General features: G+C 39.4%; 13 protein-coding genes and 1 pseudogene. 12 read left to right on the forward strand and 2 right to left on the reverse strand.

The window, feature by feature from the left end; genetic code table 11:
* Window positions 1-160 precede the first annotated feature (160 nt).
* From yjbM to K1I71_RS08975, 11 genes are all read left to right on the forward strand, one after another.
* Window positions 161-832 (forward strand): GTP diphosphokinase, encoded by a 672-nt coding sequence (gene yjbM / locus K1I71_RS08925; RefSeq protein WP_070527712.1) that lies wholly within the window; start codon window positions 161-163, stop codon window positions 830-832.
* Window positions 816-1634, forward strand: a complete 819-nt coding sequence (locus tag K1I71_RS08930; protein WP_000799056.1) for an NAD kinase — start codon at window positions 816-818, stop codon at window positions 1632-1634. Before yjbM ends, K1I71_RS08930 begins: the two co-directional genes overlap by 17 nt.
* Window positions 1631-2527, forward strand: a complete 897-nt coding sequence (locus tag K1I71_RS08935; RefSeq protein WP_223330785.1) for an RluA family pseudouridine synthase — start codon at window positions 1631-1633, stop codon at window positions 2525-2527. Before K1I71_RS08930 ends, K1I71_RS08935 begins: the two co-directional genes overlap by 4 nt.
* A gap of 43 nt (window positions 2528-2570) precedes the next feature.
* Window positions 2571-3545 (forward strand): phosphate acetyltransferase, encoded by a 975-nt coding sequence (gene pta, locus K1I71_RS08940; protein WP_000451571.1) that lies wholly within the window; start codon window positions 2571-2573, stop codon window positions 3543-3545.
* A gap of 235 nt (window positions 3546-3780) precedes the next feature.
* Window positions 3781-4956 carry an A/G-specific adenine glycosylase gene (mutY, locus tag K1I71_RS08945; protein WP_223330786.1) on the forward strand — a complete coding sequence of 392 codons (1176 nt, stop codon included), beginning with the start codon at window positions 3781-3783 and terminating at the stop codon, window positions 4954-4956.
* A gap of 54 nt (window positions 4957-5010) precedes the next feature.
* Complete coding sequence (gene yycF / locus K1I71_RS08950) at window positions 5011-5718, forward strand: response regulator YycF (RefSeq protein WP_000722078.1); 708 nt, start codon at window positions 5011-5013, stop codon at window positions 5716-5718.
* Window positions 5711-7069, forward strand: coding sequence for a cell wall metabolism sensor histidine kinase VicK (gene vicK / locus K1I71_RS08955; protein WP_223330787.1), 1359 nt, complete (start codon window positions 5711-5713; stop codon window positions 7067-7069). Before yycF ends, vicK begins: the two co-directional genes overlap by 8 nt.
* Window positions 7062-7871: an MBL fold metallo-hydrolase gene (locus tag K1I71_RS08960; protein WP_223330788.1), complete on the forward strand. Its 810-nt coding sequence runs from the start codon at window positions 7062-7064 to the stop codon at window positions 7869-7871. Before vicK ends, K1I71_RS08960 begins: the two co-directional genes overlap by 8 nt.
* Window positions 7872-7961: 90 nt before the next feature.
* Entirely contained in the window at window positions 7962-8204 is a 243-nt protein-coding gene (relB, locus tag K1I71_RS08965) for a type II toxin-antitoxin system RelB family antitoxin (RefSeq protein ID WP_000208079.1), read from the forward strand.
* Window position 8205: 1 nt separating this feature from the next.
* Entirely contained in the window at window positions 8206-8460 is a 255-nt protein-coding gene (locus tag K1I71_RS08970) for a type II toxin-antitoxin system RelE family toxin (RefSeq protein ID WP_223330791.1), read from the forward strand.
* A gap of 45 nt (window positions 8461-8505) precedes the next feature.
* Window positions 8506-9279: a potassium channel family protein gene (locus K1I71_RS08975; RefSeq protein WP_223330789.1), complete on the forward strand. Its 774-nt coding sequence runs from the start codon at window positions 8506-8508 to the stop codon at window positions 9277-9279.
* Between the two features lie 37 nt (window positions 9280-9316).
* Here the strand turns inward: K1I71_RS08975 and K1I71_RS08980 are convergent, their stop codons facing one another.
* Window positions 9317-9664 carry a thioredoxin gene (locus K1I71_RS08980; RefSeq protein ID WP_000434637.1) on the reverse strand — a complete coding sequence of 116 codons (348 nt, stop codon included), beginning with the start codon at window positions 9662-9664 and terminating at the stop codon, window positions 9317-9319.
* A gap of 111 nt (window positions 9665-9775) precedes the next feature.
* Window positions 9776-11494, reverse strand: a complete 1719-nt coding sequence (locus K1I71_RS08985) for a phospho-sugar mutase (RefSeq protein ID WP_223330790.1) — start codon at window positions 11492-11494, stop codon at window positions 9776-9778.
* 327 nt (window positions 11495-11821) lie between these two features.
* Here K1I71_RS08985 and K1I71_RS08990 point away from each other — a divergent pair.
* Window positions 11822-12556 (forward strand): annotated as a pseudogene (locus K1I71_RS08990) (DUF4352 domain-containing protein); the annotation flags it as partial.
* Window positions 12557-12586: the final 30 nt, after the last annotated feature.

Genomic DNA, 12586 nt, shown 5'->3' on the forward strand with positions numbered 1-12586 from the left:
TAATGGAAAATAAGTAAAAACTCAACTATTGAAAAGCGATGATAACTATTTGTAAACGCTTTTCACTTATGGTATAATAAGCATTGTATTTATTGTATATGAATCTGGAGAAAAAATCAAAGATATTTTTGAAGGATAATATGAGAACAAGGGAGAATATATGACCTTAGAATGGGAAGAATTTCTAGATCCTTACATTCAAGCTGTTGGTGAGTTAAAGATTAAACTACGTGGTATTCGGAAGCAATATCGTAAGCAAAATAAGCATTCTCCGATTGAGTTTGTGACTGGTCGAGTCAAACCGATTGAAAGTATCAAGGAAAAAATGGCTCGTCGTGGCATTACTTATGCGACCTTGGAACACGATCTGCAAGATATTGCCGGCTTGCGTGTGATGGTCCAGTTTGTAGATGACGTCAAGGAAGTAGTGGAGATTTTGCGCAAACGTCAGGATATGCGGATCATACAGGAGCGTGATTACATTACTCATCGAAAATCCTCAGGCTATCGTTCCTATCATGTGGTAGTTGAATATTCGGTTGATACCATTAATGGAGCTAAGACCATTTTGGCGGAAATTCAAATTCGTACCTTGGCCATGAATTTCTGGGCAACGATAGAACATTCTCTCAACTACAAGTACCAAGGGGATTTCCCAGAGGAGATTAAGAAGCGACTGGAAATTACTGCCAAAATTGCCCATCAGTTGGATGAAGAAATGGGTAAAATACGTGATGATATCCAAGAAGCCCAAGCACTTTTTGATCCTTTGAGTAGAAAATTAAATGACGGTGTAGGAAACAGTGACGATACAGATGAAGAATACAGGTAAACGAATTGACCTGATAGCTAATAGAAAACCGCAGAGTCAAAGGGTTTTGTATGAATTGCGAGATCGTTTGAAGAGAAATCAGTTTATACTCAATGATACCAATCCAGATATCGTTATTTCCATTGGTGGGGACGGTATGCTCTTGTCGGCCTTTCATAAGTATGAAAACCAGCTTGACAAGGTCCGCTTCATTGGTGTTCACACTGGACATTTGGGCTTCTATACGGACTACCGTGATTTTGAGTTGGACAAGCTAGTGACTAATTTGCAGCTAGATACCGGAGCAAGAGTCTCTTACCCTGTTCTGAATGTGAAGGTCTTTCTTGAAAATGGTGAAGTGAAGATTTTCAGAGCATTAAATGAAGCCAGCATCCGCAGGTCTGATCGAACCATGGTGGCGGATGTTGTGATTAACGGTGTCCACTTTGAACGTTTTCGTGGAGATGGGCTAACAGTTTCGACTCCGACTGGCAGTACAGCCTATAACAAATCACTTGGCGGAGCTGTTTTACACCCTACCATTGAAGCTCTTCAGTTGACGGAAATTGCCAGCCTTAACAATCGTGTCTATCGAACGCTGGGTTCGTCCATTATTGTTCCAAAGAAAGATAAGATTGAACTTATTCCAACAAGAAACGATTATCATACTATTTCGGTTGACAATAGCGTTTATTCCTTCCGTAATATTGAGCGTATTGAGTATCAAATCGACCATCATAAGATTCACTTTGTCGCATCACCTAGCCATACTAGTTTCTGGAATCGAGTTAAGGATGCGTTCATTGGCGAGGTGGATGAATGAGGTTTGAATTTATCGCAGATGAACATGTCAAGGTTAAGACCTTCTTAAAAAAGCACGAGGTTTCTAAGGGGCTGCTGGCTAAGATTAAGTTTCGAGGCGGAGCTATTCTGGTCAATGATCAACCACAAAATGCGACGTATCTATTGGATATTGGAGACCGAGTTATCATCGATATTCCCGCTGAGGAAGGTTTTGAAACTCTAGAAGCTATCGAGAGACCATTAGACATTCTCTATGAGGATGACCATTTTCTAGTCTTGAATAAACCCTATGGAGTGGCTTCTATTCCTAGTGTCAACCACTCTAATACCATTGCCAATTTTATTAAGGGTTACTACGTCAAGCAAAACTATGAAAATCAGCAGGTTCACATTGTGACTAGGCTTGATAGAGATACTTCTGGCTTGATGCTCTTTGCTAAGCACGGCTATGCCCACGCACGATTAGACAAGCAGTTGCAGAAGAAGTCCATTGAAAAACGCTACTTTGCTTTGGTTAAAGGTGATGGACACTTGGAGCAAGAGGGAGAAATTATTGCTCCGATTGCGCGTGATGAAGACTCCATTATTACCAGACGCGTAGCTAAAGGTGGAAAGTATGCTCATACTTCTTACAAGATTGTAGCATCTTATGGGAATATTCATTTGGTTGATATTCGCCTGCATACTGGACGAACCCACCAAATCAGAGTCCATTTTTCTCATATTGGTTTTCCTTTGTTGGGAGATGATTTGTATTGCGGTAGTCTGGACGATGGCATCCAACGTCAGGCTCTGCACTGCCATTACCTATCTTTTTATCATCCATTTTTTGAGCAAGACTTGCAGTTAGAAAGTCCCTTGCCGGATGATTTTAGCAACCTTATTACCCAGTTATCAACTAATACTCTATAAAAACTGATTCAGAGTATAATTATTATCTTAAAGGAGAAAACTCATGGAAGTTTTTGAAAGTCTCAAAGCCAACTTGGTTGGTAAAAATGCTCGTATCGTTCTCCCTGAAGGGGAAGAACCTCGTATTCTTCAAGCGACTAAACGCCTGGTAAAAGAAACAGAAGTGATTCCTGTTTTGCTTGGAAATCCTGAAAAAATTAAAATTTATCTTGAAATCGAAGGTATTGAGGACGGTTATGAAGTCATCGACCCTCAACACTACGATAAATTTGAAGAAATGGTTGCTGCTTTAGTGGAGCGTCGCAAGGGCAAAATGTCTGAAGAAGATGCACGCAAGGTTTTGGTTGAAGATGTCAACTATTTTGGTGTTATGTTGGTTTACTTGGGCTTGGTTGATGGAATGGTATCTGGAGCTATTCACTCAACTGCTTCAACAGTTCGCCCAGCCCTTCAAATCATCAAAACTCGTCCAAATGTCACTCGCACTTCAGGTGCCTTCCTCATGGTTCGTGGTACGGAACGTTACCTATTTGGAGACTGTGCTATCAATATCAATCCTGATGCAGAAGCCTTGGCTGAAATTGCCATCAACTCAGCAATCACAGCTAAGATGTTTGGTATCGAGCCTAAAATTGCTATGCTAAGCTATTCTACTAAGGGTTCAGGTTTTGGTGAAAGTGTTGATAAGGTTGTTGAAGCAACTAAAATTGCTCACGACTTGCGCCCTGACCTTGAAATCGATGGTGAGTTGCAATTTGATGCAGCCTTTGTTCCTGAAACTGCAGCTCTGAAAGCTCCTGGAAGTACGGTAGCTGGTCAAGCAAATGTCTTCATCTTCCCAGGTATTGAGGCAGGAAATATCGGCTACAAGATGGCTGAACGTCTTGGTGGCTTTGCAGCTGTAGGACCTGTTTTGCAAGGTTTGAACAAACCAGTTAACGACCTTTCTCGTGGATGTAATGCTGATGATGTTTACAAGTTGACCCTCATCACAGCAGCTCAAGCTGTTCATCAATAAAATTTAGTCCTCTTTCCTTTGGGAAGAGGCTTTTTATACTCAATGAAAATCAAAGAGCAAACTAGGAAACTAACCGCAGGCTGCTCAAAGCACTGCTTTGAGGTTGTAGATAAGACTGACGAAGTCAGTTACATATATAATCCAAGGCGACGTTGACGTGGTTTGAATTTGATTTTCGAAGAGTATTAATACTAGGAAAAGGGACAGTTAGAATCTTATGTGTTATACTAGAGATATGTTAGATTTGAAAGAATACGGTATCGTCATGTGGCCGGAGGAGAAGATCATTTCTTTTCGTGAGAAACTTCTCAACTGGTATGATGAAAATAAAAGAGATTTACCATGGCGTAGGAGTAAGAATCCTTATCATATCTGGGTCTCTGAAATTATGCTCCAGCAGACTAGGGTGGATACAGTTATTCCATACTATGAACGATTCTTGGACTGGTTTCCAACAGTAGAAAGTTTGGCGAATGCGCCTGAAGAGCGTTTGTTGAAGGCTTGGGAAGGTTTGGGGTATTATTCTCGAGTTCGTAATATGCAGGCTGCAGCCCAGCAGATTATGACAGACTTTGGTGGTCAATTTCCAAACACCTATGAAGGAATTTCCAGTTTAAAAGGGATTGGCCCTTACACAGCAGGAGCCATTTCCAGTATTGCTTTTAACTTGCCTGAGCCAGCTGTAGATGGTAATGTCATGCGAGTTTTGGCGCGTCTATTTGAAGTCAACCACGATATTGGCATTCCAAGCAATCGAAAAATTTTTCAGGCAATGATGGAAATCTTAATTGACCCAGAAAGGCCTGGTGACTTTAATCAAGCCTTGATGGACTTGGGATCAGATATTGAGGCGCCTGTAAATCCCAGACCAGAAGAAAGCCCAGTTAAGGACTTTAGTGCGGCATATCAGAATGGCACAATGGACCGTTATCCAATCAAGGCTCCCAAGAAAAAGCCTGTCCCTATTTATCTTAAAGCCTTGGTGGTCAAAAATACACAGGGACAATTTTTACTTGAAAAAAATGAAAGTGAAAAGCTATTGGCAGGTTTTTGGCATTTCCCACTGGTAGAAGTAGATGACTTTTCGCAAGAGGAGCAGTTTGACCTCTTCCATCAGGTTGCAGAAGAAAGTGTGAATTTTGGACCCAGTCCAGAAGAGAGTTTCCAGCAGGACTATGACCTAGATGTTGATTGGCTTGATGTTTATTTTGACACTGTCAAGCATGTCTTTAGCCATCGTAAGTGGCATGTTCAAATTGTAGCAGGTCAGGTGACTGACTTTCATAACTTTTCCGATAGGGAAGTTCGCTGGCTTTCACCAGAAGAGTTTAAGAATTACCCACTTGCCAAACCCCAACAAAAAATCTGGCAGGCTTATGCACAAGCCAACTTAGACAGTAGTAAAGACTAGCTATTGTGTCTTCTTGTTTTTTTTTGATATAATAGTAGAGAAAAAGGTGAACAAATGAAAAAAATATTAATTGTAGATGATGAAAAACCAATCTCGGATATTATCAAGTTTAATATGACCAAGGAAGGTTACGAGGTTGTAACTGCTTTTAATGGTCGTGAAGCGTTAGAGCAATATGAAGCAGAGCAACCAGATATTATTATTCTGGATTTGATGCTTCCAGAAATTGATGGTTTAGAAGTTGCGAAGACTATTCGTAAGACCAGTAGTGTGCCTATTATCATGCTTTCTGCTAAAGACAGTGAATTTGATAAGGTTATCGGTTTAGAGCTTGGAGCGGATGACTATGTAACCAAACCCTTCTCAAATCGTGAGTTACAGGCGCGTGTTAAAGCTCTTCTTCGTCGTACGGACTTGGTTTCTGTAGATAATCAAGAATCAGATGAAAAGAAAACCCAACCTTTGCAAATTGGGGACTTAGAGATTGTGCCAGATGCTTATGTGGCTAAGAAATACGGTGAAGAACTAGACTTAACCCACCGTGAATTTGAGCTCTTATACCACTTGGCTTCTCATATCGGTCAAGTGATTACACGTGAACACTTGCTTGAAACGGTCTGGGGGTATGATTATTTCGGAGATGTTCGAACAGTTGACGTAACTATCAGACGTTTGCGTGAGAAGATTGAAGATACACCAAGTCGTCCAGAGTATATCCTAACACGTCGCGGTGTTGGTTATTATATGAGAAATAATGATTAAACTAATAAAAGACACAGTTTTAACCAGTGATTTTATCTTTATCCTCATTCTACTTGGCTTTATTTTAGTGGTGACCTTGCTCTTACTAGAAAATCGTCGGGATAACATTCGGTTGAAGCAAATCAATCAAAAGGTAAAAGACTTGATTGCAGGAGATTATTCTCAGGTATTGGATATGCAGGGAAGTTCTGAAATCACTAATATTACCAATAATCTCAATGATTTATCAGAAGTAATCCGTTTGACTCAAGAAAATCTGGAACAAGAGAGTAAACGATTACATAGTATCCTATCTTACATGACCGACGGAGTCCTTGCGACCAATCGTCGTGGCAAGATTACCATGATTAATGACATGGCTAAGAAACAGTTAGGTGTTCAGAAAGAAGATGTTCTCAACAAAAGTATCCTAGAATTGCTTAAGATTGAAGATGAGTATGAACTTCGTGATTTGATCACCCAAATTCCTGAGCTTATTATTGATTCTCAGGATGCTAATGGTGAGTATCTGAGTCTCCGTGTTCGCTTTGCCTTGATTCGTCGAGAGTCTGGCTTTATTTCGGGTTTGGTTGCTGTTTTACACGATACGACTGAGCAGGAGAAGGAAGAACGCGAACGAAGACTCTTCGTATCCAATGTTAGCCATGAGTTGCGTACACCCTTAACCAGTGTTAAATCCTATCTTGAAGCCTTGGATGAGGGGGCCTTGTCAGAACCTGTCGCACCAGACTTTATCAAGGTATCTCTAGATGAAACCAACCGTATGATGCGGATGGTGACAGATCTTCTCCATCTTTCACGTATTGATAATGCAACCACTCATCTAGATGTGGAACTGATTAACTTCACAGCTTTTATTACCTTTATCCTTAACCGTTTTGATAAGATGAGGGGATCAGATGAAGAGAAGAAATACGAATTGGTTAGAGATTATCCGATTACCTCTGTCTGGATTGAAATTGATACAGACAAGATGACGCAGGTGATTGATAATATTCTCAACAATGCCATTAAATATTCTCCAGATGGTGGGAAAATCACAGTGACCATGAAGACGACTGATGATCAGATGATTTTGTCTATCTCAGACCAAGGATTGGGTATTCCTAAGCAGGATTTGCCACGTATTTTTGACCGTTTCTACCGTGTGGATCGTGCTAGAAGCCGTGCTCAAGGTGGAACAGGGCTAGGACTGTCTATCGCTAAAGAAATTATCAAACAACATAATGGTTTTATTTGGGCCAAGAGTATATATGGTAAGGGATCAACCTTTACCATTGTGCTCCCTTATGATAAGGATGCAGTGAAGGAAGAAGTATGGGAGGACGAAATAGAAGACCAGAATGAGTGAAACAGGCTTTAAATATAGTATTTTAGCATCGGGTTCCAGTGGAAATTCCTTTTATCTGGAAACCCCAAAAAAGAAACTATTAGTGGATGCAGGTTTGTCGGGCAAGAAAATTACCAGCTTACTTGCTGAAATAAATCGCAAACCAGAGGACTTGGATGCCATCTTGATTACCCATGAGCATTCAGATCATATCCATGGAGTGGGTGTTTTGGCTCGCAAGTATGGTATGGATATTTATGCCAATGAAAAGACCTGGCAGGCTATGGAAAATAGCAAGTATCTTGGCAAGGTGGATTCTTCGCAAAAGCATATCTTTGAAATGGGCAAAACCAAAACCTTTGGAGATATCGACATTGAGAGTTTTGGTGTTAGCCACGATGCGGTTGCACCGCAGTTCTATCGCTTTATGAAGGATGATAAGAGTTTTGTAATGTTGACTGATACAGGTTATGTGAGTGACCGTATGGCGGGAATTGTCGAAAATGCGGACGGCTATCTTATCGAGTCCAACCATGATGTAGAGATTTTGCGAGCAGGTTCTTACGCTTGGCGACTCAAACAACGAATCCTATCAGATCTCGGTCACCTTTCTAACGAGGATGGTGCCGAAGCTATGATTCGTACCTTAGGAAATCGCACTAAGAAAATCTACCTTGGACATTTATCTAAGGAAAATAATATCAAGGAACTGGCTCACATGACCATGGTCAATCAGCTGGCACAGGCTGATCTAGGTGTAGGAGTAGACTTTAAGGTTTATGATACCTCACCAGATACCGCAACACCATTGACAGACATATAGAAAGAACGCTGAGAAGGTGTTCTTTTTATATTGACTGAACACCTAAAAAGTAATACAATGGTGTTACCATTAAAAAAGGGAGTGCAAAAAATGACTACTATTACATTAAAAGTTTCTGAAGCTGACAAAACATTTATGAAAGCAATGGCTAAGTTTGAAGGAGTTTCCCTGTCGGAACTTATCCGCACCAAAACTCTTGAAGCTCTAGAAGATGAATACGATGCTCGTGTGGCAGATTTAGCCTATCAAGAGTATTTAGAAGACTTGGAAAAAGGAGTTGAACCCATTACTTGGGAAGAAATGATGCATGATTTAGGCTTGGAGGATGAATAATTTGTATAAATTAGTTCCAACAAGACGTTTCATCAAGCAATTGAAAAACTTGGATCGTTATACGCAGAAGATAATTACAAACTATTTACAAACCAATGTTTTGGAAGACCCAAGACGACACGGAAAGGCTTTGGTTGGTAATCGCGTTGGTCAATGGAGCTATAGAATTGGTAATTATCGAGTTATCGTACAAATTGTAGATGATGAATTAGTCATTGCTACTTTAGAAGTTGGTCATCGGAGAGATATTTATTGAATTAAAGTTGAGTAATAACAGTATAGAAAGTGAGGAGAGTAAAATTTGAAGAAAAAATGGTTTTTTGCAGATTATTATGATACAACAATTATTTTACTTGCTTTAATCTCTGTTATTCTGGTATTACTTGGATTTGCTGAGATGATTGATTTAGACAGTCCTCCATACAGTATTATTGACTTGCTACTTTGGTTTGTGTTTGTGGTAGATTATGGTTGGCGGTTCTTTTCAAGTAAAGCAAAATGGAGGTTTATACTTGAAAATATCTTTGACTTGTTAGCTATCCTTCCTTTAAATGCTATTTTTACAGTATTGCGATTAGAGCGTATCTTCCGCTTAGCAAGGCTGACAAAATTACTGAAACTGACTCGTTTACTTAGAATAATTGGACTTACAGGTAAATTAGAAAGAAATATTAGTAGATTCTTACGGACAAATGGCCTGATTTATATCTTGTATGTTAATATTTTTATTGTTCTAGTAGGAAGTTCAATTTTATCTGTAGTTGAAGAAAAATCTTTCTCAGATAGTCTTTGGTGGGCTCTTGTGACAGTAACCACTGTTGGTTATGGTGATATTGTTCCAGTTTCCCTTTTTGGGAAATGGCTAGCTGTTTTATTAATGTTGGTAGGGATTAGTACAATAGGAATGTTAACAAGTGCCTTTACGAACTTTTTTGTAAAAGATAATCCAGTTGAACAGATAAAACTTGATAAACTCCAAGACGAATTATCGATCCAAAGAATATTAATAGAGAAACAATCTGAGAAAATCGAAGAACTGCATCGGATGATACAAGATTTGCTTGAAAAAACGTAATTTTGACCATTTAAAAACCACTCGATGAGTGGCTTTTTTACAATCCTGCAAATTCTTTGATTTCTTGTGCTGACATTGAAGAGTCGCAACGGACATTGATTTGTCCATCCGCAATGTGAACGAAGCCTGGTACAGTTGGGATTCCGTAGCGTGAGCGGAATTCTTGCAACTCATTGAGTTGGCTTGGTTCTTCACTGTTGATGAAGTAGATGTGGGCTTTAGTTTCAGCTACGACACCTGCCAAGGTACCAGCAAATTTACGGCAGTAAGGGCAAGTTTTGCGACCGATAAAGAAGGTTGCAGTTTCTTTTTTATCAAGAGCTTCTTGCGCACGCGCAACTGTAGTGACTTCAAGGTCTTTGATGTTATCTAAAAATTGTTCCATGAGATTACCTCGCTTTCATTGATAAGTCTAGTATGCCATAAAGTTTCTAAAATTGCTTAGATTTGATACGAAAAAAAGATGAGATTGGTTTGTCTCATCTTTTATAGAATTTTATTTTACAAAAGCATTGATTTCTGCTTCGATATTAGCAATCTTGGATTGTGATTCTTCGTTGGTTTCACCTACAACTGCAATGTAGAACTTGATTTTTGGTTCTGTACCTGAAGGGCGAACAGCAATCCATGAACCGTCAGCAAGTGTGTATTTCAACACATCACTTGGAGGAGTTGTTAAGTTTGTAACGGTACCGTCAGCAGCAGTAGCAGTTTGTGCCTTGAAGTCTTCTACGACAGTGATAGCTGTTGCATTCCATTCTTTTGGAGCATTGTTACGGAATTTCGCCATAATCGCTTTGATTTGTTCAGCACCATCGACACCTGAAAGGGTAACAGAAATTGTCTTTTCTGCATAGTAGCCGTACTCTTTGTAGATTTCTTCGATACCGTCAGCTAGTGTTAAACCACGTGAACGGTAGTAGGCAGCAAGTTCTGCAACGACAAGAACGGCTTGGATAGCATCTTTATCACGTACAAATGGTTTAATCAAGTAACCGAAGCTTTCTTCAAATCCCATCATGTAAGTGTGATTGTGTTTTTCTTCGAATTCTTGGATTTTTTCAGCAATGAATTTGAAACCTGTCAAAACGTTGAACATGGTTGCGCCGTAGCTTTCAGCAATCTTCGTTACCAAGTCAGTTGATACGATAGATTTGCAGAGAGCTGCATTTTCAGGAAGAGTTCCAGCGTTTTTGTGGGCTTCCAAGATGTATTTAGCCATGATGGCACCAATTTGGTTACCTGAAAGGTTAAGGTAGCTACCATCTTTTTGAAGAACTTCAACACCAACACGGTCAGCATCAGGGTCAGTTGCCACAAGAACATCTGCACCAACTTGACGACCAAGTTCTTCAGCAAGGGCAAAGGCTGCTTGGCTTTCTGGGTTTGGAGATTTTACAGTTGAGAAGTCCGGATCGGCAGTTGCTTGCGCTTCAACGACTTGAACAGAGTCAAATCCTGCTTGGGCAAGAGCACGACGAGCCAACATTTCACCAGTACCATGAAGTGGTGTGTAGACAATTTTCATGTCTTTACCGAATTCTTCAATCAAGGCTGGGTTGATGTTTACGTCCTTAACTTCTTTGAGGTATTCAACATCGACAGCTTCGCCGATAACTTCAATCAAGCCAGAAGATTTTTCAGCTTCCACATCAGCAACTTCAACTGCAAATGGGTTTTCGATTGCACGGATATAAGTAGTCAAAGCGTCCGCGTCGTGTGGAGGCATTTGTCCACCGTCTTCACCGTAAACCTTGTATCCGTTAAATGGTGCAGGGTTGTGGCTAGCTGTGACCATGATACCTGCGAAACAGTTGAGGTGACGAACTGCAAATGAGAGTTCTGGAGTTGGACGAAGGCTTTCAAATACATAAGATTTGATGCCGTGCTTGGCAAGAACTGCCGCAGATTCAAAGGCAAACTCAGGTGAGAAGTGACGGCTATCGTAGGCGATTGCTACACCACGTTCTTTTTCGTTTCCACCTTTTGACTCAATCAAACGAGCCAATCCTTCAGTAGCTTGGCGAACAACGTAGATGTTGATGCGGTTTGTACCAGCACCAATCAAGCCACGCATACCTGCAGTACCAAATTCAAGATTTGTATAGAAGGCATCTTCCTTCGTTTTTTCATCCATATTTTCTAAATTTTGACGAAGGTAGTCAGGAAGCTCCGCAAAATCAACCCATTTCTGGTAATTTTCTTGGTAAGACATTGAAATTCTCCTTTTGTAAATTGTTTTAACCGTTCACATTATAGCATTTTTTAGCATTTTAGTAAAACCTTAGCATGAGAGTCACTACTATAATAAATCATTTTCCTCACGATATCTATCAGATTTAGTTTTCTGGTTTTCTATTGTATAAGCATAGAAAATAGATTTTAAAAAACATTTAGTGATTAGTTAGGCATTTATAATTTGTTCCCCCAATTTTAGAAAGAATTCTATAATTTTTAGATTTTTTTAAACATTCGGTTTCTATTTTGAATATTATTATACCTATGGTATAATATCAGTAATAATAAAAGGAGACATTCTATTATGAAAAAAATTCTTAAGCATTCTGCTTTATTGTTATCAGCTTTAGCACTTGTTGCTTGTGGATCTTCGAAAAAAGCCAGCGACAACGGTACTGCATCAAATTCTAACTTTGAAATATCTGTTAAAGATGGAATGTTTGTATTGCCTAAGGATGAAGATTCATCTTCAAGCTATCTTGCACTTCAAGTAGAAATCAAAAACAATCGTGACAAACAGTTCAGTTTCACTAGCCGCGATATCACTCTTTACAATGAAAAAGATGAAAAAGTAGAACCAATTCAAATGTATGATAGTGACAGTAAAACTAAATTCATGGATTATGGGGATAGTATTTCTAAAGGCAAAAGTGTAGCTGGCTATGTTGTCTATGAAGTTGATAAAAATGCTAAATATGAGCTTCATTTTGCACCTAGCTTTTATGAGGATATCAAAGAAAAATCTAATAAGAATAATGATGTAGCTGTCAAAGTTGATCCAACTAAGTACGAAGATCATATTGATGAAGCTAAAGAAGTAATGAAAAAGTATGTTGATGCGGTTTACCTTGATGGGGAAAACTCAGGGGGTGGAACAAAACTAAGTACTGCTGATAACAAGGCTAAAGTTGTAGCCCTTGCAGATGATAAAAAATCATCTGATAATGGAGCTGAATTCACTAATGATGTTAAAGCTGATCGGGAAGAATTCATTAAGGGCACCTCTAAAAACCTATCCAATGGACACCAAAATATGAGATAATAGCCTTATCATAAGATGAGGTTATTA

The sequence above is a fragment of the Streptococcus mitis genome, from assembly GCF_019929545.1.
In the GTDB taxonomy this organism is placed as follows: Bacteria; Bacillota; Bacilli; order Lactobacillales; family Streptococcaceae; genus Streptococcus; species Streptococcus mitis_BU.

What these genes read in the sequence shown, in the direction of transcription:
- K1I71_RS08985 (WP_223330790.1), bottom strand. Translation starts at nt 11,494, where the DNA reads ATGTCTTACCAAGAAAATTACCAGAAATGGGTTGATTTTGCGGAGCTT.
- relB (WP_000208079.1), top strand. Translation starts at nt 7,962, where the DNA reads ATGACTACTATTACATTAAAAGTTTCTGAAGCTGACAAAACATTTATG.
- yjbM (WP_070527712.1), top strand. Translation starts at nt 161, where the DNA reads ATGACCTTAGAATGGGAAGAATTTCTAGATCCTTACATTCAAGCTGTT.
- vicK (WP_223330787.1), top strand. Translation starts at nt 5,711, where the DNA reads ATGATTAAACTAATAAAAGACACAGTTTTAACCAGTGATTTTATCTTT.
- yycF (WP_000722078.1), top strand. Translation starts at nt 5,011, where the DNA reads ATGAAAAAAATATTAATTGTAGATGATGAAAAACCAATCTCGGATATT.
- K1I71_RS08960 (WP_223330788.1), top strand. Translation starts at nt 7,062, where the DNA reads ATGAGTGAAACAGGCTTTAAATATAGTATTTTAGCATCGGGTTCCAGT.
- mutY (WP_223330786.1), top strand. Translation starts at nt 3,781, where the DNA reads ATGTTAGATTTGAAAGAATACGGTATCGTCATGTGGCCGGAGGAGAAG.
- K1I71_RS08980 (WP_000434637.1), bottom strand. Translation starts at nt 9,664, where the DNA reads ATGGAACAATTTTTAGATAACATCAAAGACCTTGAAGTCACTACAGTT.
- K1I71_RS08930 (WP_000799056.1), top strand. Translation starts at nt 816, where the DNA reads ATGAAGAATACAGGTAAACGAATTGACCTGATAGCTAATAGAAAACCG.
- K1I71_RS08935 (WP_223330785.1), top strand. Translation starts at nt 1,631, where the DNA reads ATGAGGTTTGAATTTATCGCAGATGAACATGTCAAGGTTAAGACCTTC.
- pta (WP_000451571.1), top strand. Translation starts at nt 2,571, where the DNA reads ATGGAAGTTTTTGAAAGTCTCAAAGCCAACTTGGTTGGTAAAAATGCT.